This is a genomic window from Rhizobium sp. YIM 134829 (assembly GCF_046546455.1).
Window position 1 is genome coordinate 322,446 of the sequence record NZ_JBKHKI010000001.1, and the last position, 20,347, is coordinate 342,792.

Genomic DNA, 20,347 nt, shown 5'->3' on the forward strand with positions numbered 1-20,347 from the left:
CTTCGTCCTCAGTTCGCTTGCGCCTTGACGGCCGAGGCGATCTCGGCACGCGGCACATCCGTGCCGGTCAGCTGCTCGACCACGCTCGCGGCGGTCTCTTCGGCGATGGCGTCGACATCGGCCAGCGCCGCAGCCTTGATCTCGGCGATCCGGCCTTCCGCAGCCTGGATCTTGGCGTTGAGGTCGGCTTCGATTGCGGCGCGGTCGGTGGCGGCCTTGGCCTTGGCGGCGTCGCGGGCGCTGGCGGCGATCGCATTGCCCTTGGCGCGCGCCTCGGCGAGTTCTTTCTCATAGGCTGCCACGGCCGCATCGGCCTGAGCCTTGGAGCGGGCGGCATCGTCGAGATCACGGGCGATCGTGCTCTTGCGGGTCTCGAGGATCCCGCCGATGCGCGGCAGGATCACCTTGGACAGGAGGATGTAGAAGACGCCGAAGGAGATGACGAGCCAGAGCAGCTGTGAGGCGAAGGTTGTCTGGTCGAAGGGCGGGAAGACGCCGGAGCCGTGTCCGCCTTCATGGGCGACGCCGGTCTCGGTGTGAACCTCGCCCGCGCCGGCCTCCGGAGCGGCATGGGGCGCCGCTTCCGGTGCGGCCGTCGTGGGGGCAGCGCCAGGAGCGGCGGCGTCCGGCGCGGCTGCCCCGGGGGCAACGGCGTTCGGGGCGGCGGCGTTGGGCGCTGCGCCTTCGGGCGTCGATGTCTGGGCGTAGGCCGCCGTCACGAACATGCTCATCTCCAGGTGCAGTCAAAATCGTCGTCTGGATCTCAAGGCCGGCGGCAAGGGCTGGCGCATGCGATGCAGGAGAAAAGAAAGGCAGCCGTTCCGGCGCTTGGGCACCAGGGCTGCGAAAGGGTCACGCGCGGCGAACCATGCGCCGCGCGGAACCGAAGCTGATCTTAGACGGCGAACAGCAGCAGGAGAGCGACGAGCAGCGAGAAGATGCCCAGTGCTTCCGTCACGGCGAAGCCGAATACGAGGCGGCCGAACTGGCTGTCAGCAGCCGAAGGGTTGCGCAGGGCGCCCGACAGAAAGCTGCCGAAGATGTTGCCGAGGCCGAGGGCCGTGCCAGCCATGCCGAGGCATGCGAGACCTGCGCCGATGTACTTTGCTGCTTCCGCTTCCATGGTGATGCTCCTTGAGTAGAAGGGTTGTTGCGGCTTTTCGTGACAGCCGCGACGCGAACGCCGGGCTGCGCGTGACTATTCCTCAGTGGCCGCCCGGGTGGACCGCGTCGTTCAGGTACATGCAGGTCAGCACCGCGAAGACGTAGGCCTGCAGGAAGGCGACGAGGAATTCGAGACCCGTGAGCGCCACGGTCATAATGAGAGGCAGGATGGCGCCGCCGATGCCGAGCGCGCCGAGCGTGCTGAGCGAAGCGACGAAGCCCGCGAACACCTTCAGCGTGATGTGGCCGGCCAGCATATTGGCGAAGAGACGGACCGACAGGCTGATGGGACGCGAGAGGAAGGAAATGATCTCGATCGCGACCACCAGCGGCAGAAGCACGCCGGGAACGCCCGAGGGAACGAACACGCTCAGGAAATGGAAGCCATGCTTGTAGAAACCATAGACCAGAACCGTGCCGATGACGAAGAGCGCCAGCGCGAAGGTGACGATGATCTGGCTGGTAATGGTGAAGAAATAGGGCACCATGCCGAGCAGGTTCGCCGTCAGGATGAACATGAACAGCGAGAAGACCATCGGGAAGAACTTCATGCCGTGGCTGCCGGCGCCTTCGCGCAGCATGGAGGCAATGAATTCATAGGAGAGCTCGGAGACCGACTGCAGGCGGCCCGGAATGACGGCGCGGCGCGAGGTGGTGAGGTAGAGGAAGCCGGATGCGAGCAGCACCGTGGCGACCATGAAGAGCGATGCATTGGTGAAGGACAGGTCCAGACCACCGATTTCGATGGGGACGATCTTGTTGACCAGGAACTGGTGGGTCGGATCTACCTTGTCAGCCGTTGCCACGTTTCTCTCTCTTCGCTCTCTCCCGCCCGCCGGCGGCCCGTATTTTAACCGAGGCTCCGGCACGCCGATGGCGCGCGCAGCTCCTGCGGATCGATCTCGTTCGGTGCAGCCTTGCGGCCGTCACCTCAAAGGCGGTCGCCCTCATCCCCGTCTGGTCGTCCCGTCCGGTCTGCCGGATGGGGCGCGGCGACCATGCCCGCCGAACGCAGCACGTTCAGCACGCCGGCGCAGAAGCCGAGGAGGAGAAGCACGATCATCCCCCAGGGCGCTGTACCGGCAAAATGGTCGAGAAGATAGCCCAGCAGGGCCCCGACGATGATGGCGGCCACGAACTCGCTCGAGAGCTTGATCGCGACCTGGTACCCCTTGCGGGTTTCGACCGCCCTCGCCTCGTCGGCCGCCTCCTTCGCGTCGCTGCCGCGGCGTGCCGCGAGTTCGCTGCTCAGGCGCTTGCGCCGCTCTTCCAGACCTTCGTTCCGGTCATCCGCCATGTGGCTTGTCCTCCGCCTTGGCCGCCTCCGCAGCGACCTTAAGGTCGTTTCGGATGCAAGGCCACACAAAGGCCAGATTTCAAGCCACTCTCGGCCCCTTTTGAAGTTGCCGCACCATAGTTTCCGGGTTCTTGCTAGTCAAGGCGCGGAGAAGGGTCGGCTGTTGACAATATTCGTGATCGAAATCAGCCTCTTAGAAGCGATCTTGCCGAGCCCTGCGAAAACCGCATAACGCTCCGTGCGAGAAATTCGCACAGAGCGTGCGTTTTGCTCCATCTGCTTGTGGGCTCAGCTCCAGCCGCCGCCATAGGTGCGGTAGAAGATGTGCTTGCCGATCTGCGTGAGCCGTTTCATCGTCGGGCCCCAGTCAGGCCGGACATAGGTGGCATGGTAATGGGTCGCTGACCCGACCTCAGGAAGCCATATCTTACCTGCCGTCACCGCCAGAGCGATCTCCTGGGCGGTCTTCCAATGGGTCGGAGACCAGACGATGTCGGGGATTCGGTCGCAGGCGAAGGAGAACTGACAGCGATTGTAGAGCTGCTTGTTCTGGTAGACGACGCCGCAGATGGTTTTTGGATAGGCCGGGTTGCGCACCCGGTTGAGGATCACCTGGGCGACGGCCGCCTGGCCCTTGGCCGATTCGCCACGCGATTCGAAATAGATGCCTGAGGTCAGGCATTTCTGCTCTTCCGCCGAGAAGACCTCGGCCGGCAGCGGATTGGCGGCCCAGGCATGATCTTCGGGCGCGATGTCCGGAATGAAGCGGCCGCCGGAATGATCGGGCGCCAAGATGCTGTCGAAGGGCGATTCGCTCGCATAGTCCGGCGCGCTCGGCGCGTAAGCGGTGGCCAGCACATCAGCGCGGCTGTTGGTCACCAGGCGCGCAACCATCGGCGACAGCGACGGGTCGGGCTTCGGAGGCGACTTTTTGTAGAAGGCTGTGGCGATCTCGATCTCGCGGCCCTTGATCGAGGAGCGGGCGAAGACCATCGGCTCGCCGCCCTCCATCACCGGACGCGTCAGTGCGCTCGTGCGCTGCAGGATCGAACCGGCCGAGAAATCCTTGGGCGGCGTCACCGGGGAGACCGCGACGATACGGCCCTTCTTGTCACGCCGGTTGACGCGGTCCTCGTCGGGCGACCCGTCGCCCTCCTTGTCGGCGGCGGCAAGCGACACGCGCTCGCCATCGGGCAGCGTCACCCCCGCCCCGTCTTCGATCGCGGCGGTCGTGATTGGATCGTTGAACACCACTTCGACATCATGCAGCGATCCGGCTGGCGAGCGGGTCATGTGCATGCGCCAACGTTCGCCGCCGCGATTGATGCCGGAGAGGAAGGTGGCGAGATCGGCATGGCCCCCGACGGAGGGGAAGCCTGTGAAGATGAGCGCCGCCAGGACCGCCGGTGCTGCGAAGCGGGAGACCTTGCTCCCGCAGAACCCAATCGAACGCTGACCCAACCGATGCACTCCACGCGAACAGACGCAGCATCGCCCGCACGCGACTGCGCAAACCGCGCAGCGCGAGGAAGACCCCTGCCAATTTCCATGAAGACGGTTGGTGACTCACAACACACGACCGGCCCGCCTCGACCCGTGCAGTGACAATGAAGCATTAACCTTGATGCTTGGTTAATACCGGCCTGCGGGCTTCGGCGAAGCGGCCGAAACCTGGCTCACAAAAACGTCATATGATGACGTGCGAGCCGAGCTCGACCACGCGGTTGGTCGGCAGGCGGAAATAGTCGGACGGGTCGGTCGCGGCATTGGCGAGTGCGATGAACAACCGGTCCTGCCATTGCGGCATGCCGGACCGGGCATCCGGCACCAGCTTGCGCCGGCCGAGATAGAAGGAGGTCGACATGATATCGAACTTCAGCCCGGTTTTGCGGAACAGGCCGAGCGCCTGGGAGACGTTCTGCGATTCCATATAGCCAAAGCGCATTTCGAGCAGGCTGAAGCGCTCCGACAGGCTGGAGGCGCTGACGCGAAAATCCTTGGCGACGAAGGGCGTGTTCACCGTGCGGATCGTCAGGATGAAGTTCTGCGCATGCAGCACGTGATTGTGCTTGATATTGTGCAGCAGGGCGGCCGGCGTTGAATCCGGATCGCTGGTCAGGAATACGGCCGTGCCGGGCACGGAGACCGGCGCATGGGCGCTCTTGCGTTCAATCGACTTGACGAAGGCGGCGAGCGGAATGTCGGTGTGGCGGGTCTTGTCGTGCAGGATGCGCGTGCCGCGCCGCCAGGTCCACATGACCAGCATGAAGCTCGCCGCGATCAGCACCGGCACGTAGCCGCCATCATGGATCTTCAACATATTGGCGCTGAAGAACACGGTTTCGAGCAGCGCCAGCGGCAGGATGACGGCAAGCGCCAGCAGGAAGGGCCAGCGCCAGCGCATGCGCACGAAGCGATAGGCAAGAATGGTGTCGACGAGCATGGCGCCGGTGACCGAGATGCCATAGGCGGTGGCCAGCGATTCCGACGAGCCGAAGATGAAGACCAGCGCCATGACGCCGAACATCAGCACGACATTGACGTTGGGCAGATAGATCTGGCCGGTATGGGTCTCGGAGGTGTGCAGGATCGCCATGCGTGGCAGATAGCCGAGGTTGATTGCCTGGCGGGTCAGCGAGAAGGCCCCGGTGATGACCGCCTGGGCGGCAATGATCGTCGCGCAGGTCGCGAGAATGACGACCGGCAGCAGCGCCCAGTCCGGGAACATCAGGTAGAAGGGGTCGGACATCGCCTCCGGGTGTTTGAGCACCAGCGCGCCCTGGCCGAGATAATTCAGCGTCAGCGCCGGGAAGACGAGACAGATCCAGGCCCACTGGATCGGCCGGCGGCCGAAATGGCCGAGATCGGCATAAAGTGCCTCGGCGCCCGTCACCGTCAGGAAGACGGCACCCAGAACCACGAAACCGACGAAGCCCGCATTCAACAGGAAGCGCACGGCATGATAGGGGTTGAAGGCGGAGAGGATCGCCAGGTCGTCGTGGATATGGGAAAGGCCGGCGACGCCAAGCACCAGGAACCAGGCGAGCATGATCGGCCCGAAGAATTTCGAGACCGCTTCTGTCCCGCGCGATTGAACGGCGAAGAGCGCCAGGAGGATCACGACCGAGATCGGCACGACGTAATCGCTGAACTGCGGCGCGACCAGCTTGAGGCCCTCGACCGCTGACAGCACCGAGAGCGCCGGGGCGATGATGGCATCGCCCATGAACAGCGCCGCGCCCGCAATACCCATGACGAAGAGCCAGCCGGTGCGGCCGGTGGAGAATTTCATCAGAAGCGCCAGCAGGGACAGCGTGCCGCCTTCGCCATTGTTGTCGGCGCGCAGCAGGAAGAGCACATATTTGAGCGTGACGATGATCGTCAGTGTCCAGATCATCAGCGAGACGAGGCCGATGATCTCGCCGCGCGTGACGCCATCAGCCGCGACGGGGCGCAGCGCCTCGCGGAAGGCGTAGAGCGGGCTCGTGCCGATATCACCATAGACGACGCCGATCGAGCCGAGCGACAGCATGAGCAATCCGCCCAGTCCGCGCTTTTCCTGCGATGCCTTTTCGTGCCTGTGGCCCATGGGTCCTGTTTCCGGCTTGGGAGCGTCCGCGATGATTGCGCGCTCAGAGCCAGCCTTTCCAGCGGAAGAAATAGAAGGGGATCACGGCCGAGATCACCATGGCGAGGAGCGCCATGGGATAGCCGTAGGTCCATTGCAGTTCGGGCATATGTGCGAAATTCATGCCATAGAGCGAGGCGACCAGCGTCGGCGGCAGGAAGACGACCGAGGCGATCGAGAAGATCTTGATGATGGCATTCTGCTCGACGCCGATCAGCCCAAGCGAGGCGTCGAGAAGGAAGGTGATGTTGTTGGCGATGAACGAGGCGTGTTCGGACAGCGACTGCACGTCGAGCGTCACCGTCCGGCAGAGATCGCGCGCTTCCTTTTCCTGCTGGAGGAGCGGCGTCGCATAGACATAGGTGAGCAGGCGTGAGAGCGAGGCCAGGCTGTCGCGCGTCTTGGCCACCAGCCGGTGGTAGGAGGCGACATCGAGCAGCTTGGCTTCCAGATAATGTGGCGGACGGCGCTTTCCAACCCGCCGCTCGACAAAGACCTGCATGGAGAGCTCGTCGAGCTTGGCGACCGCATGTTCGAGGATCTCGGCGGTGCGGTCGACCACGGTCTCGAAGAGCCGCATGGCGAGCATGGTGCCATTGCGACAGCCGCCGGGAATGCGGTGGAGTGCCGCACGGAAGAGATCGAAGGATTTCGGCTCGTCATAGCGCACGGTGATCAGCTTGCCGCGGGCGAGAACGAAGGCGATGTCGGTGAGCACCGGATGGCCGCTCTCGGCCCGGCAGACCAGCGAGGCTGTCATGAAGATCGCGTCTTCCGTGGAATAGAGCCGGCTCGAGGGCTCGATGTCCTTGAGGTCTTCCCGCGTGGGGATCTCGATGCCGAGAAAGCGCTCGATCAGCCGATCTTCCGCCTTGTCCGGATGCAGGAGGTCGATCCAGACGATGTCCTCCGGAAGGTTTTCCGGCGGCATGTCGCTTTCCACGACCAGCGCCTCGCCGCGCGCATCATAAACGGTGATCATCGGGGATGTCTCACGGGCATGGGAAGAGAGCTTCGGCCTGCGGCGCGAGGGCGGCGGCCAGCAACGGATGATCAGTCATGGTCAAAGACGCCATGGAGCGGGACCCGGTTTGAGCCATCGGCCAGCTCCGCCTCTGAAGCGTCGCGCATGGTCGGCCTTGCGGACCGGAAGCCCCGGCTGCAATGCGGCTGCCATATGGCCTATGAGCGCGCCGAAATCAATGGCGCGCCGTTGCTTTCGCCCTGCTTTTGCCACAAGTCTTAAATGTGATGGGCAGCGCCAGACGGCTTGTTGGCGCCACGCGGCGTTCCAGCGCTATTCGAAGGTGATCTTCGGCGGCTGGCGCGAGCCAGCGCTGCGCCCGGCCCCCACTTGCTCCCAGACCTTGCGGGCGATCTCGCGATAGATCGCAGCAACCGGCCCCTCCGGTTCGGAGACGGTCAGGGGTGTGCCGGCGTCGGAGGTCTCGCGGATCTCGATCGTCAGCGGAACCTCCCCGAGGAAGGGAACGCCGATCCGTTCCGCCTCGGCCTTCGCTCCGCCATGGCCAAAGATGTCGTAGCGCTTGCCCGTATCCGGGGCGATGAAGAAACTCATATTCTCGACGATGCCGAGCACCGGCACCTCGACCTTGCGGAACATGGCGAGCCCCTTGCGGGCATCAATCAGCGCCAGATCCTGCGGGGTGGAGACGATCACGGCGCCCGAGAGCGGCACCTGCTGCGCCATGGTCAGCTGTGCGTCGCCGGTGCCGGGCGGCATGTCGACCACCAGAACGTCGAGCTCGCCCCAGGCGACCTCGCGCAGCATCTGCAGCAGCGCCGACTGGATCATCGGTCCGCGCCAGATCATCGCCACCTCCTCGTCGACCAGGAAGCCCATCGACATGACCTTCAAGCCATAATTCTCCATCGGCCGGATCATCTTGCCGTCGATCTGCTGCGGGCGGCCGGAAATCTTCAACAGCCGCGGCATGGAGGGGCCGTAAATATCGGCATCGAGGATGCCGACGCGCAGGCCGTTGGCAGCGAGACCGAGCGCCAGATTGGCTGATGTCGTCGACTTGCCGACGCCGCCCTTGCCGGAGGCGACGGCGATGATGGCGCCGACGCCTGGAATGCCGGCCTTGGCCGGGCCGGCCGGCCGCTGTCCGGCGGGGGCATGCGGATGGCTGTGCGCCGGCGCCGTGGCGGCCGGCCGGGGCGGCGGCGCGGTGCTGCCGGCCTTGCGGTCGGCGGTGAGCGACACCATGGCCCCCTTGACGCCCGGCATGTCCTTGACAACCCGCTCGGCTGCCGCCCGCAGCGACTCGAGGTCCTTGGCCCGGTCGGCCGGCACGGTGATCGAGAAGTAGACCTTGGCATCGGAGATGAAGACGTCGGAGACCATCTTGAGGTCGACGATGTTGCCGGTCATGTCCGGCCCGCGCACCGTCTTCAGCGCCTCCAGCACCGCTCCTTGCGTCACATCCGCCATGATCAACCCTTCCTGCCTGCACTCGACGATCTGCCGTAGATAAGCGAGGCGGCGGCCTTCGCCAATCCGCTCTGCCGCATTTCACGGCGGATGCAAGAGAAAGAAGGATGGCATGGGTTTGCCGAGGGAGAGGCCGGATCGCGCAAGACCCCAAAATGGTAAGGCCGCTCCCCCGCCTCCGATGTCCGTTCATCCGGGATCATCGCGAGGCGGGAAGCGGCCTGTCCGTGTGCAGCCTTCGTGGGCGCACGTTCTCTCAGTCCCCTCTGGACCTAACAGAAGGAAAGCACGAAGCGTGCCAAGCGCGACTTCAGCAACGTAGCGCGTCGAAACCGCCCCTCCGCGGGCGTCTGCTCACTTGCGTTGTCGAAAGGCGTGCAGTTATGAACAAATTTAGGCAGCACCTTGCCCCTGGTGCGAAAGACATCAGATTCGTACATTCGAAAGAGCCGCATGACTTGACGCTCAGTAAGCCCGAGCTACACTTTCTGCGCGACCATCGGTAACAGGCGTGATGTCAGGCAACGGTTTGGAAGACAGGTTCTACGAGGCGGCCTTCTTGCCCGAGCTCTGGCCGTCCGTTCTCGACTCGCTGGCACGCCTGATCGATGCCGAAGGCACGTTGCTGACCGATATCACCGCGGACGGCCAATCCTTCATCGCCTCCGACGGGGTCCAGAGGCTCTATACCGACTATTTCGAGGGCGGCTGGCGGTTCGACAATCGCCGCTCGGAAGCGCTGGCCCGCATCCCCCATGCTGGCTTCATGTCCGATGCCGATATCCTCAGCGACGAGGTCATGGCCGCGGAGCCGGTCTATACAGACTTCCTCTGGCCGCGCGGCTTCGGCTATGCGGCGGGCACGATCATCCCAATGCCAACCGGCGAGGTCATCGGCGTCTCGATCGACCGCAAGCGCAGTCTTGGCGCGGTCCAGCAGGGCGAGCTCGATCGGCTGGATCGGATGCGGCCACATCTTGCCCGCGCGGCGCTGGTCGCGAGCCGTTTGAACTTCGCGCGGATCGAGGCCGCCGTCGAGGCTCTGGGCCTCGCCCAGCTGCCGGCCGCCATGCTGCGCGAAGACGGGCGGGTCATGATCGCCAATGGGCTGTTCGACGCGCTGGAGCCGCAAATCTCGATCTCCGCTCAGGACAGGCTGTTCCTTTCGCAGCCAGGCGCGCAGGCGATCTTCGACCAGCTGATCGCCCGGGGGCGCCTGGGGCTCGAGCAGGGCCAGGTCCGCTCCTTCCCGCTCCCGGCACGCAAGGCGCTGCCGCCGGCCGTGCTGCATTTTCTGCCGATCCGCGGCGCGGCGCGCGACCTGTTCTACCGCGCCGGCTTTCTGCTCCTGGTCACGGCGATCGGCCGCGCCGAAGCGCCCTCCGTCGACGTCATCCAGGGTCTTTTCGACCTGACGCCCGGCGAGGCGCGGGTGGCGGGACTGATCGCGCGGGGCAACTCGGTCCGGGGGGCGGCAGCCGCGCTCGATCTCAGCGTCGAGACGATCCGCACCTATGTCAAATCCTTCCTCGGCAAGGCCGGCATGCGCCGCCAGGCGGAGTTCGTGGCCGCGATGCGCGTCGTTGGCCGGGGTGAGCCCGAGCGCTGACCTTTCAACTGATCAACCCGCGCCGCAGCGCCTTGACGACAGCCTGGGTGCGGTTGACCGCGTTGAGCTTCTTCGTCACGTGGTTGAGGTAGTGGTTGACCGTATGTTCGGAGAGCCCGAGGATGCCGGCGATCTCCGCGCTGGTCTTGCCGGCGGCCGTCCAGTTGAGGCACTGGATCTCGCGTTCGGAGAGGGCGACATCGCTTTCCCGCCAAAAGGCGCCGATCTCGGTCAGCCGATTGTAGAGATAGATGGCCACCATCTGCAGCTCCATCATCTCCGCCATCGGAATGGCGCGCTGCTCGCCCATCAGGATCATTGCGGCGCGGGTGCCATCGGCATTGTGCACCGGGAAATAGGCGACCTGTTCCACCTGATGGCGGGCGGACACCGCCATATGCTGCGCCGCTTCGGCCGCGCGCGTCGTCTCGCGTGTCCATTCCTGCTGGCTGAGGCAGAAAGGGGTGGTGGTGGACCGCAAGCGGCGGAAGCCTGCGCTGTGCTGCAGGAGCCCGCTCTCGTCGAAGCTCGCCAACATCTCCTTCGGCAGGTTCGAGACGATCGAGGTCTCAGAAAGTTTGGCGACCTCGATCGGCGGGATCAGGCAGATGATGAAATGGCGGAAGCCGTGGTCCTCGGCGAGGCGCCGCAGATAGCGCACCACGTCGAACTGCGTCTGGAGCGCCGCGACATCGGCAGCGAGATCCGTCCCGCTCGCCATTTCGCGTTCGCCCTCCACAACGCGATCCGGTCCGGGCAAAGCCGGTTCGTCGGATGGTCCGTCCTCCGGAGCGATCCGGCTGTCGAAAGGGGCAGTCTCCTCGGCGCTGCGGCCATCAGCCGTGCCGGTCACCCGATCAACCCGGCCCGAATGGCCTTGGCGACCGTCTGGACGCGGTTGACCGAATCGAGCTTCCGCGTCGCGCGGTTAAGATAGTGATTCACCGTATATTCCGACAGCTTGAGGATCTGGGCCATTTCCACCGTGGTCTTGCCGGCGGCCGCCCAGTGCAGACATTCGATCTCGCGACGCGACAGCGCTCCGGAGGCACGCGGCGCCTTCTGGCGCACATCGCTCAGCCGGTCGAACAGCGTGACCGCCGCATAGGTGAGCGTCGCGAGCTCGCCTTGATCGACCACCTTGCGAAGACCGGAGAAGGCGACGGCACCGCAGTGGCCGGCGCTGTCATGGACGGGGACATAGACGCCGCGCGGCATGCTGCGCTGGGTGAAGAGAGCGGCGACAAGGAGCGACCGCGGGCTGCGGCGCTTGCGCAGGTCGTTCTCGACGTCGAAGGTGAAAGGAAGCGTACTCTTATGCAAATGGTCGACCACCGGACTGTCGACCAACATGCCGGCCGCATCGTAATCGGCGATGATCGCCGGCGGCCAATTGCTCATCATCACATGGTCGGCGAAGCGACGCGCGGTGCGCGGCGGCACGCTCATCACCAGGAAAGCCTGGAAGCCGAAGGCCGCGCTGACCCGCTCGAAAGCGGCGTAGATGCATCGCTCGGACCTCAAATCGGTACCGATGACATCCTCGGCGAGCGGGCGGATCGCAGCCCCGTTCAGGCTGATACCCATCTCAATCTCCCATTTTCATCAACAGTCAATCTACCCGCCGGACGCGAGCAGGATTGCTGCCCTAGGCTATAGGTATGACGAATGGACGTCCAGAACGCTCGGCCCATTAATCCTCACCTTTGTCCAGGCCCGGCGCTTCGGCGCGCGGCGCCATGCGGATCGCGACATCCTGGGCGATCGCCCGCGCCGCGCGCACGACCAGCGGCGACCAGGCTTTGAGCTGCTCCATGCTGATCCGGTAGGCCGGGCCGGTGACCGATACGCCGCCGACCAGGCTGAGATCGGCATTGGAGACCGGCGCCGCCACGCAGCGGATTTCCACCTCGTGCTCTTCCTCGTCGAAGGCATAGCCACGCTCGGCCACCTGATCGAGATCCGCCATCAGGGATGCGACCGAGCGATGGGTCCGCGGCGTGAAGGGACGGAAGGACACGCGACGGGCAATTGCCGCCCGCTCCGGCTCGGGCAGCGCGGTCATCGCCGCCTTGCCGAGCCCGGTACAATAGACCGGCGAGGTCTTGCCGACCTGGCTTTCCATGCGGACGGTCTGGCGGCTTTCCACCTTGTCGATATAGACGATCTCGGTGCCGCGCAGCAGGCCGAGATGCACCGTTTCCGCGGTTTCCTCATGAAGACGGGCAAGATGCGGGGCGGCGACGGCGCGCAGATCGTTGCGCGCCCAGGCGCGATGCGCGAAGGTCAGGAGGCGGAGCCCTGGCTCATAGGTCAGGTCGCTACGCTGGGAGAGGAGCCCTTCGCTGACGAGATGGGAGAGCTGGCGATGCAGCGTGCCGCGCGGCTGGCCCGTGGCGGAAAGGATATCGGTGAAGCGCAGCGGATGGTCTGCCATGACGATACGCTCCAGCAGGCGCATCGCCTTGCCAAGCGTTCCCGTGTCCCCGTCGCGGTCTGGCTGTGCCTCGTCCGTGATCTGCATCGGTCCGATCCGAGCCCCTTCCGTCGTCAAACGTGCCTTGACACTGTCGCACGAGGCGGAAGATAATTCCAGATAGTAAACACGAGTTCCATTATGTGGAACACTTCTCCGGATGGCCCGCGCTTTCGGAAACAGTCGCCTTTCGAAAACAGGACCGCCAGCCGCGCATGCCCGCCCCTTCAACCCTCCATCCCGATCTTGAAGGTCGCGGCGTGCTGATCACCGGCGGCGCATCGGGCATCGGCGCCGCACTGGTGGAAGGCTTCGTGCGCCAGGGTGCACGGGTCGCCTTCATCGACCGCGCCGCAGAAGAAGGACAGGCGCTCGCCGCGCGTCTTGCCGCGGGAGTCGATCACGCGCCGCTGTTTCTCGAAGGGGACCTGACCGAGGTCGAGACGATCGAACGTCTCGTGGTCGAGGCGGCGGAGCGGCTCGGCGGATTGGCGGTGCTCGTCAACAATGCCGCGCGTGACGACCGGCACGCATTCGGGCAGACGACCCTTGAGGAGTGGGATGAGAGCCAGGCGATCAATCTGCGCCCGCTCTTCTTCACCGCGCAGGCAGCGGCCCCGCATCTGATCCGTGCGAAGGGCGCGATCGTCAATTTTTCCTCGATCGCTTATCTGCTCAATCTCGGCGAAATGCCCGCTTATGCGGCCGCCAAGGCCGGGATCGTCGGGTTGACAAAGTCGCTGGCGGGACGGCTGGGGCCGGAGGGCGTGCGCGTCAACGCCATTCTGCCGGGCATGGTCGTCACTGAGCGACAGAAGGCGCTTTGGCTGACCGAGGACTCGATTGCGGCCATGAAGGCGCGCCAGTGCCTGAAGGAAACGCTTCTTCCCGACGATCTCGTCGGACCCTGCCTGTTTCTCGCCTCCGACAGTGCGGCGCGGATCACTGCCCAAACCCTGATCGTCGACGGAGGCGTCCTGTGACTTCCACCCCCTCATCCGCCGCCTATGCCGCCGTCGACTGGGGCACGACGAGCTTCCGGCTCTGGCTGATCTCCGACACGGGGGCGATCATCGGCGAGCGCCGCACGCATGAGGGCATGACCACGGCTGCCAAGAGCGGTTTCGCGCCGATCTTCAATGCGCATCTGGCCGCGCTTGGCGCCGGTGCGCATGTGCCGGCGGTGATCTGCGGCATGGCCGGCGCCCGCCAGGGATGGGTGGAGGCCGGCTATCTCGATGTGCCCGCCGCGCTCGGTGATATTGTCGGCCAGGCAGCCCGTGTGCCGGACGCCGGCCGCGACATCCGCATTCTGCCCGGCCTCGCCCAGCGCGACGCCGACCGCCCGGACGTGATGCGCGGCGAGGAAACCCAGCTGCTCGGCGCCCTCGGCAAGGCCGAAGGCGCGCATCTCGTCTGCATGCCCGGCACCCATTCCAAATGGGTGCGGGTGGAGGACGGGCGCGTCACCGGCTTTTCCACCTTCATGAGCGGCGAGCTCTTCGATGTGCTCTCGAAGCAGTCGATCCTCTCCCACGCGGTCGCCGAAGCCTCCGCCTTCGATGGCACGCATGAGGCGTTTCGCGCGGCCGTGGCCGAGGCGATCGCCCATCCGGCGCTCGCCACCAACCTCTTCTTCACCGTGCGCTCCGGCCAGTTGTTGCATGGCCATGACGCGACCCGCTCCAAGGCCCGGCTCTCGGGCCTGACGATCGGGCTCGAGATCGCCGGCGCGCTCTCTTCGACCCGACCGGGTACGGCCGTCAGCCTGGTCGCTTCCGGCCCGCTGGCCGCACTCTATGGCGCCGCCCTGGACGCGGCCGGGCTCTCCGCGACGCTGATCGATGCCGACCTCGCCGTGCGCGATGGCCTGGCCTCGGCTGCCCACTCCCTCTGGCCCGCCTGATCCCCGATTTCGCCGCCTCTGCGGCCACAAGGAAAGACCATCATGACCCGTATCCCCTTCCCCACCCTGAAATATCCGCTGATCGCCATCCTGCGGGGCTTAAGGCCGGAGGAAACCGAGGCAGCGATCGCCGCCCTGATCGAGGCCGGGATCCAGGCGATCGAGATCCCGCTCAATTCGCCCGATCCCTTCCGCTCGATCGAGATCGCGGTCAAAAGTGCGCCGGCCGACGCCTTGATCGGCGCCGGCACAGTGCTGACGAAAGAGCAGGTGGACCGGCTGGAAGACGCGGGTGGCAGGCTGTTCGTCAGCCCCAATGTCGACACCGCGGTGATCGCCCATGCGGTGGAGAAGGGCATGGTCACCATGCCCGGCGTCTTTACCCCGACGGAAGCGCTTGCCGCGGCCGCAGCCGGCGCCACCGGGCTCAAATTTTTCCCCGCCAGCGTGCTCGGCCCCTCCGGCATTTCCGCCATACGCGCCGTGCTGCCCGCGGAGCTGGAAATTGCCGCGGTGGGCGGCGTGTCCGAGACGAGCTTTGCCGACTATGCCAAGATCGGCATCAAGAGCTATGGTCTCGGCTCCAGCCTCTACAAACCCGGCATGACCGCCTCCGAGATCGGCGAGCGCGCGCAAGCCACCGTGAAGGCCTATGACGCCGTTTATTATGGAGCGCACGCATGACCTCGACCGCTACCGTCATCGACCAGGCCACATCCGAACTTGGCGAAGGCCCACTCTATGATCCGGCAACCGGCACGGCCTGGTGGTTCAACATCAAGGGTCGCGAGCTGCATGCGCTGCATCTCTCGAGCGGCGCCAAGAGCGTGCAGCCCCTGAACCTGATGGCGAGCGTCATCGCTCTCGTCGACGAGGACTGTCAGCTGATCGCCTCCGACCAGGGCCTGTTCCTGCGCGATGCCGAGACCGGCGCGCTCTCCGAATATGCCAAGCTCGAGGACAAGCCTGGCAACCGCACCAATGACGGCCGGGTGCACCAGAGCGGCGCGCTCTGGATCAGCACCATGGGGCGAAATGCCGAAGAGGGCGCCGGCGCGATCTACCATGTGGCGCGCGGCATCGTGACCAAGCTTTATTCGGATATCACCATCCCCAACGGCATCTGCTTCTCGCCCGATGGCGCGATCGGCTATTGGAGCGACACCGGAATCAACCGCGTGATGCGCGTGCCGCTCGACCCCGCGACCGGCCTGCCCATCGGCGAGCCGACCGTCTTCGCCGAAGAACCCGAGAGCGAGGGCGGCTTCGACGGGGCGGTCTGCGATGCCGACGGGCAGATCTGGAGCGCCCGCTGGGGCGCCTCGGCCGTCGATGTGTATGCGCCCGACGGACGCCGCCTCGCCCGCCACGCCATGCCGGTCTCCCAGCCCTCCTGCCCCGCCTTCATCGGCGAGAAGGCCGATCGCCTGCTCGTGACCAGCGCATGGCAGGGCCTGCACGAGGCCGGCCGCGGCCAGGATCCGCAGGCCGGCATGACCTTCGAGCTGAACGTTCCCGTCAACGGCCGCTTCGAGCCTGCCTATAGGCTTTGACGGACCGAGAGATTTCCCATCGGCGCGATTTACAGGGCGGCCGCCGAAAAGTATGACAATTGCAGATCGTGCGCCTGGCGCCGACTGAGGAGACACCGATGAGCGAGAAGAAAAAAGAACTGAGAAGCCGTCACTGGTACGGCGGCACCGACAAGGACGGCTTCATCCACCGGTCCTGGATGAAGAACCAGGGCTTTCCCGACCATGTCTTCGACGGCCGGCCGATTATCGGCATCTGCAACACCTGGTCGGAACTCACCCCCTGCAACAGTCATCTGCGCGTGCTCGCCGAGGGCGTGAAGCGCGGCGTCTGGGAGGCGGGCGGCTTCCCCGTCGAGTTCCCTGTCTCCTCGCTCGGCGAAACGCAGATGCGCCCGACGGCGATGCTGTTCCGCAATCTGCTGGCCATGGACGTGGAAGAAGCGATCCGCGCCTATGGCATCGACGGCGTCGTGCTGCTCGGCGGCTGCGACAAGACCACCCCCGGCCAGCTGATGGGCGCGGCCTCCGTCGATCTGCCGACCATTGTCGTCTCCTCCGGGCCGATGCTGAACGGCAAGTGGCGCGGCAAGGATATCGGCTCGGGCACCGATGTCTGGAAGTTCTCCGAAGACGTGCGGGGCGGCAAGATGAGCCTTGCGGAGTTCATGGCGGCCGAAAGCGGCATGTCGCGCTCGCCGGGCGTCTGCATGACCATGGGCACGGCCACCACCATGGCCTCCGTCGTCGAGGCCATGGGCCTGTCGCTGCCGATGAACGCCGCCCTGCCGGCCGTCGATGCGCGGCGCATGGCGCTTAGCCACATGACCGGCAAGCGCATCGTCGACATGGTGCATGAGGATCTCCGCCTCTCGAAAGTCCTGACCAAGGAGAATTTCGAGAACGGCATCATCGCCAATGCGGCCGTTGGCGGCTCCACCAATGCCGTCGTCCACCTCCTGGCGATCGCCGGGCGCGCGGGCGTCGACCTGACGCTCGACGATTTCGACCGTGTCGGCAGCCAGGTGCCCTGCATCGTCAACTGCATGCCGTCCGGCAAGTACTTGATCGAGGATCTCGCCTATGCCGGTGGCCTACCGGCAGTGATGAACCGCATCCAGCACCTGCTGCACGCCGATGCGCCGACCGTCTATGGCGGCCCGATCTCGGACTATTACAAGGATGCGGAGGTCTTCAACGACGACGTCATCCGCCCGCTCGACAATCCGCTCCGCAAGGCCGGCGGCATCCGTATCCTCAAGGGCAATCTTTCCCCGAACGGCGCCGTCATCAAGCCATCGGCCGCCAGCGAGCATCTGCTCGTCCATGAGGGCCCGGCTTTCGTCTTCGAATCGATCGAGGATCTGAAGGAAAAGATCGACGATCCGGATCTCCCCGTCACCGAGGATTCGATCCTGGTGCTCAAGGGCTGCGGACCGAAGGGCTATCCGGGCATGGCCGAGGTCGGCAACATGCCGATCCCGCGCCGGCTCGTGGAAAAGGGCGTGCGTGACATGGTGCGCATCTCGGACGCGCGCATGTCCGGCACCGCCTTCGGCACCGTCGTCCTGCATGTGAGCCCCGAGGCGAATGCCGGCGGCCCGCTCGCCATCGTGCGCACCGGCGACCGCATCCGCCTCGACACGCTGAAGGGCGAGCTGAACCTCCTGATCGACGAGGCCGAATATGCGGCCCGCATGGCCGCCTGGCAGCCGCCGGAGCAGCGATGGACGCGCGGTTACTACAAGCTCTACCAGGACACCGTCCTGCAGGCCGACAAGGGCGCCGACCTCGACTTCCTCGTCGGCGCCAGCGGCAGCGAAGTGCTGCGCGAGAGCCATTGACCCGTTCGCCGCGCAACCCCACCGGGCGTTGCGCGGCTCTACTTTCCCCTTTCCCGAGAGCCGAAGGGCAAGTTGTTCCCTCCGCCGATCACGATTTTTTTTCGGAACAGTTTTCGCTGAGCCCTCGTTCTTTGGGCATCACCGGTGCGGCGTGATGGACCCCGCGCCCTGATCCGAGAAGAGAATAGGAAAGGTAAGAGAGCCATGACCAACAAGATCATCACCTCCGTCGCCGCTGGTGCACTCTTTGCAAGCGTCGCCGCCTTCGCGCCGATCGCATCCGCTCAGGACACGATGCAGCCGGCCCAGCCGAATGCCACCGACAGCACCGCGCCGGCCGCTCAGCCGATGACCCCCGCGCCGATGGATGGCGCTGCCAATTCGACCGCTCCGGCTGCCGATCAGGCTGCCCAGGCCGCTCCGGCCGGTGGCGATTATCTGACCGAGCAGGGCCCGGAACAGATCTCCGCCAACACCTATATCGGTCAGTCGGTCTACACCGGCAATGACGAGAGCATCGGCGAGATCAACGACGTGATCTTCACCACGGACGGCTCGGTCGAAGCAGCCGTGATCGGCGTCGGCGGCTTCCTCGGCATCGGCGAGAAGAACGTTGCTGTACCGCTCGACAAGATCAACGTCGCCCAGGTGCCGAACTCCGATGATCTGAAGCTCACGACCCAGGAAACGGCTGACACGCTGAAGGCTGCTCCGGAGTTCAAGACCAAGTCGGCCCAGATGGCCGAGCAGAACACCGGTGCACCGGTCGACAGCTCCACGACCTCCTCGACCACCCCGGGTGCCGCTCCGGCTGGCACCGCGGCCCCGGCCCCGGCCACGTCGAACAACTAAGCTCGGCCTCACGGCAGAGTATGAACGGCAGCGCCCTGGCGCTGCCGTTTTCGTTGATGGGTTTCAACGCAATCAGCCGGCCTGGCTGCGGTGCTGGTCAAGGCTGCCGAAACGCTTTTCGAGATAGCGCAACGTTGCCTGCAGGTCGGCGGGCTTGCCGTAGAAATAGCCCTGCCCCATGCCGCAGCCGAGGCCCTTGAGCTTCAGCGCCTCGGCGAAATCCTCGATTCCCTCGGCCACCACTTCGAGATTCAAGCCGTCGCACATGGTGACGATCGCCTTGATAATATGTTCCGACGCGCGGTCGGTGGCGATGCGCGAAACGAAGGAGCGGTCGATCTTCAGCTTGTCGAAGGTGAAGTCGCGCAGGCGGCCCAGACTGGACTGGCCTGTGCCGAAATCATCGAGCGAGATGCGCATACCGGCAGCCCGCAGCTCCGCCACGATCTTCTGCGCCATATCGGCATCGGTCATGACCGCGGTTTCGGTGATCTCTAGCTCCAGCCGGCGCGGATCGAGCCCGACGCGGTTGACGATCGCCAGCACGTCGCGGCTGGTGGAGGGGTCCATCAGCTGGGCGGAGGAGAGGTTGAAGGAGAGAAAAAGTTCCTTCGGCCAGAGCAGTGCGGCCTCCGCGGCCTTGCGCAGTAGCGTTTCCGTCAGCGTGTGAATGAACCCGCGCTCCTCCGCGAGCGGCACGAAGACGGCCGGAGAGACGTAGCCGAGATCGGCATCGCACCAGCGGGCCAGCGCCTCGAAGCCGACCGGCATGTCGGTGGCGAGATCGACGATCGGCTGGAAATGCACGTCGACGGCGCCATTGATGATCGCATTGCGGAGCGCCTGTTCGAGCTGTGTCGCCCGCTTCATTTCGGCGGCGATCTCATGGGAAAAGACGGTAATCTGGCCGCGCCCGCGCCGCTTGGAGCGGTAGAGCGCCGTATCCGCGCTCTTCAACAGCTCCTCATAGTCGGCGCCGGCAAAGGGGTAGATGGCAAAACCGAAGGAGGCCGACAGACGAACGGTGCGCTGGCCGAGATCGAACGGGGCGGAGAGCACTTCGCGCAGCATCTGGCCGATCTTCTCGGCCGCCTTGCGCTCGAAGACCAGAGGCAGCACGAAGGCGAACTCATCGCCACCGACGCGGATAACGGTTGCGCCATCGGGCACGCAGGCAAGCAGCCGGTTGGCGACCTGGCAGAGGATCTCATCGCCGGCACCCGGCCCAAACAGATCGTTCAGCGGCTTGAACCCGTCGAGATTGGCCAGGCCGATGGTGAAGGGCGCGGGATCTGCGGCGCGCTCGGTGGCGATCTCGCGCACGCGATCGCGCATCTTGTTGGCATTGCCGAGCCCGGTCAGAGGGTCGGTAAAGGCCATGACATGGAGGTCATTGCGACTGAGATGGTCTGCAGAGCCGTCGTCTGGTCGATTCATCGCTCAAGTCCCGCATGCTTCTGCCGCTACCGGCGCGGTAGACCTTTTCGCTTTTGGTTTAACGAAAGGTAACGATCCTCTCCCCAGATCTCGGTCCGGTCGCAAAACGGGCCGGAAGCCGAAGAACTTACTCCTATACCGTGC

Annotated in this window: 19 protein-coding genes; 7 read left to right on the plus strand and 12 right to left on the minus strand. The window is 65.1% G+C overall.

Annotated elements, in window-relative coordinates; translation table 11 throughout:
• Positions 1-8 precede the first annotated feature (8 nt).
• From ACLE20_RS01570 to ACLE20_RS01605, 8 genes are all read right to left on the minus strand, one after another.
• The gene (locus tag ACLE20_RS01570) at positions 9-725 is read right to left on the minus strand and encodes a F0F1 ATP synthase subunit B (protein WP_410938492.1); all 717 of its coding nucleotides are present in this window, start codon (positions 723-725) and stop codon (positions 9-11) included.
• 170 nt (positions 726-895) lie between these two features.
• Positions 896-1,123, minus strand: coding sequence for a F0F1 ATP synthase subunit C (locus ACLE20_RS01575; protein WP_323105795.1), 228 nt, complete (start codon positions 1,121-1,123; stop codon positions 896-898).
• Positions 1,124-1,205: 82 nt separating this feature from the next.
• Positions 1,206-1,970, minus strand: coding sequence for a F0F1 ATP synthase subunit A (locus tag ACLE20_RS01580; protein ID WP_410938493.1), 765 nt, complete (start codon positions 1,968-1,970; stop codon positions 1,206-1,208).
• A 125-nt stretch (positions 1,971-2,095) separates the two neighbouring features.
• Positions 2,096-2,461 carry an AtpZ/AtpI family protein gene (locus ACLE20_RS01585; protein ID WP_410938494.1) on the minus strand — a complete coding sequence of 122 codons (366 nt, stop codon included), beginning with the start codon at positions 2,459-2,461 and terminating at the stop codon, positions 2,096-2,098.
• Between the two features lie 288 nt (positions 2,462-2,749).
• On the minus strand, positions 2,750-3,922 hold the full coding sequence (locus tag ACLE20_RS01590) for a cell wall hydrolase (protein ID WP_410938495.1): 1,173 nt from the start codon (positions 3,920-3,922) through the stop codon (positions 2,750-2,752).
• A gap of 226 nt (positions 3,923-4,148) precedes the next feature.
• Positions 4,149-6,050, minus strand: coding sequence for a potassium transporter Kup (locus ACLE20_RS01595; protein ID WP_410938496.1), 1,902 nt, complete (start codon positions 6,048-6,050; stop codon positions 4,149-4,151).
• A 43-nt stretch (positions 6,051-6,093) separates the two neighbouring features.
• A complete protein-coding gene (locus ACLE20_RS01600) occupies positions 6,094-7,071 on the minus strand; it encodes a magnesium transporter CorA family protein (protein WP_410938497.1) in 978 nt (325 codons plus the stop codon).
• Between the two features lie 315 nt (positions 7,072-7,386).
• Positions 7,387-8,547: an Mrp/NBP35 family ATP-binding protein gene (locus ACLE20_RS01605; RefSeq protein ID WP_410938498.1), complete on the minus strand. Its 1,161-nt coding sequence runs from the start codon at positions 8,545-8,547 to the stop codon at positions 7,387-7,389.
• 514 nt (positions 8,548-9,061) lie between these two features.
• Here ACLE20_RS01605 and ACLE20_RS01610 point away from each other — a divergent pair.
• Positions 9,062-10,156, plus strand: coding sequence for a helix-turn-helix transcriptional regulator (locus ACLE20_RS01610; RefSeq protein ID WP_410938499.1), 1,095 nt, complete (start codon positions 9,062-9,064; stop codon positions 10,154-10,156).
• 4 nt (positions 10,157-10,160) lie between these two features.
• Here the strand turns inward: ACLE20_RS01610 and ACLE20_RS01615 are convergent, their stop codons facing one another.
• The 3 genes from ACLE20_RS01615 to ACLE20_RS01625 all read right to left on the minus strand — a co-directional run bounded on the left by ACLE20_RS01615 (position 10,161) and on the right by ACLE20_RS01625 (position 12,680).
• Positions 10,161-11,009, minus strand: a complete 849-nt coding sequence (locus ACLE20_RS01615) for a helix-turn-helix transcriptional regulator (protein WP_410938500.1) — start codon at positions 11,007-11,009, stop codon at positions 10,161-10,163.
• Positions 11,006-11,743 (minus strand): helix-turn-helix transcriptional regulator, encoded by a 738-nt coding sequence (locus ACLE20_RS01620; RefSeq protein WP_410938501.1) that lies wholly within the window; start codon positions 11,741-11,743, stop codon positions 11,006-11,008. Before ACLE20_RS01620 ends, ACLE20_RS01615 begins: the two co-directional genes overlap by 4 nt.
• Before the next feature lie 106 nt (positions 11,744-11,849).
• Complete coding sequence (locus ACLE20_RS01625) at positions 11,850-12,680, minus strand: IclR family transcriptional regulator (protein ID WP_410938502.1); 831 nt, start codon at positions 12,678-12,680, stop codon at positions 11,850-11,852.
• Positions 12,681-12,847: 167 nt separating this feature from the next.
• On the opposite strand from ACLE20_RS01625, the gene ACLE20_RS01630 reads away from it, so the two are divergent.
• From ACLE20_RS01630 to ACLE20_RS01655, 6 genes are all read left to right on the plus strand, one after another.
• Positions 12,848-13,615: an SDR family NAD(P)-dependent oxidoreductase gene (locus ACLE20_RS01630; RefSeq protein ID WP_410938503.1), complete on the plus strand. Its 768-nt coding sequence runs from the start codon at positions 12,848-12,850 to the stop codon at positions 13,613-13,615.
• Entirely contained in the window at positions 13,612-14,538 is a 927-nt protein-coding gene (locus tag ACLE20_RS01635; RefSeq protein WP_410938504.1) for a 2-dehydro-3-deoxygalactonokinase, read from the plus strand. Before ACLE20_RS01630 ends, ACLE20_RS01635 begins: the two co-directional genes overlap by 4 nt.
• Before the next feature lie 42 nt (positions 14,539-14,580).
• Positions 14,581-15,222 carry a 2-dehydro-3-deoxy-6-phosphogalactonate aldolase gene (locus tag ACLE20_RS01640; RefSeq protein ID WP_410938505.1) on the plus strand — a complete coding sequence of 214 codons (642 nt, stop codon included), beginning with the start codon at positions 14,581-14,583 and terminating at the stop codon, positions 15,220-15,222.
• Complete coding sequence (locus tag ACLE20_RS01645) at positions 15,219-16,091, plus strand: SMP-30/gluconolactonase/LRE family protein (RefSeq protein WP_410938506.1); 873 nt, start codon at positions 15,219-15,221, stop codon at positions 16,089-16,091. The genes ACLE20_RS01640 and ACLE20_RS01645 overlap by 4 nt, the downstream gene beginning before the upstream one ends.
• Before the next feature lie 98 nt (positions 16,092-16,189).
• On the plus strand, positions 16,190-17,914 hold the full coding sequence (locus ACLE20_RS01650; RefSeq protein WP_410938507.1) for an IlvD/Edd family dehydratase: 1,725 nt from the start codon (positions 16,190-16,192) through the stop codon (positions 17,912-17,914).
• Positions 17,915-18,118: 204 nt separating this feature from the next.
• Positions 18,119-18,766, plus strand: a complete 648-nt coding sequence (locus tag ACLE20_RS01655; RefSeq protein ID WP_410938508.1) for a PRC-barrel domain-containing protein — start codon at positions 18,119-18,121, stop codon at positions 18,764-18,766.
• 72 nt (positions 18,767-18,838) lie between these two features.
• On the opposite strand, the gene ACLE20_RS01660 is transcribed toward ACLE20_RS01655, so the two are convergent.
• Positions 18,839-20,203: a putative bifunctional diguanylate cyclase/phosphodiesterase gene (locus ACLE20_RS01660; RefSeq protein ID WP_410938509.1), complete on the minus strand. Its 1,365-nt coding sequence runs from the start codon at positions 20,201-20,203 to the stop codon at positions 18,839-18,841.
• Between the last annotated feature and the right edge of the window lie 144 nt (positions 20,204-20,347).

Bases quoted from the DNA above. Each gene is read 5' to 3' on its own strand.
- ACLE20_RS01570 (WP_410938492.1), bottom strand. From the start codon at position 725: ATGTTCGTGACGGCGGCCTACGCCCAGACATCGACGCCCGAAGGCGCA.
- ACLE20_RS01575 (WP_323105795.1), bottom strand. From the start codon at position 1,123: ATGGAAGCGGAAGCAGCAAAGTACATCGGCGCAGGTCTCGCATGCCTC.
- ACLE20_RS01585 (WP_410938494.1), bottom strand. From the start codon at position 2,461: ATGGCGGATGACCGGAACGAAGGTCTGGAAGAGCGGCGCAAGCGCCTG.
- ACLE20_RS01595 (WP_410938496.1), bottom strand. From the start codon at position 6,050: ATGGGCCACAGGCACGAAAAGGCATCGCAGGAAAAGCGCGGACTGGGC.
- ACLE20_RS01600 (WP_410938497.1), bottom strand. From the start codon at position 7,071: ATGATCACCGTTTATGATGCGCGCGGCGAGGCGCTGGTCGTGGAAAGC.
- ACLE20_RS01605 (WP_410938498.1), bottom strand. From the start codon at position 8,547: ATGGCGGATGTGACGCAAGGAGCGGTGCTGGAGGCGCTGAAGACGGTG.
- ACLE20_RS01610 (WP_410938499.1), top strand. From the start codon at position 9,062: ATGTCAGGCAACGGTTTGGAAGACAGGTTCTACGAGGCGGCCTTCTTG.
- ACLE20_RS01620 (WP_410938501.1), bottom strand. From the start codon at position 11,743: ATGGGTATCAGCCTGAACGGGGCTGCGATCCGCCCGCTCGCCGAGGAT.
- ACLE20_RS01625 (WP_410938502.1), bottom strand. From the start codon at position 12,680: ATGCAGATCACGGACGAGGCACAGCCAGACCGCGACGGGGACACGGGA.
- ACLE20_RS01630 (WP_410938503.1), top strand. From the start codon at position 12,848: ATGCCCGCCCCTTCAACCCTCCATCCCGATCTTGAAGGTCGCGGCGTG.
- ACLE20_RS01640 (WP_410938505.1), top strand. From the start codon at position 14,581: ATGACCCGTATCCCCTTCCCCACCCTGAAATATCCGCTGATCGCCATC.
- ACLE20_RS01645 (WP_410938506.1), top strand. From the start codon at position 15,219: ATGACCTCGACCGCTACCGTCATCGACCAGGCCACATCCGAACTTGGC.
- ACLE20_RS01650 (WP_410938507.1), top strand. From the start codon at position 16,190: ATGAGCGAGAAGAAAAAAGAACTGAGAAGCCGTCACTGGTACGGCGGC.
- ACLE20_RS01655 (WP_410938508.1), top strand. From the start codon at position 18,119: ATGACCAACAAGATCATCACCTCCGTCGCCGCTGGTGCACTCTTTGCA.
- ACLE20_RS01660 (WP_410938509.1), bottom strand. From the start codon at position 20,203: ATGAATCGACCAGACGACGGCTCTGCAGACCATCTCAGTCGCAATGAC.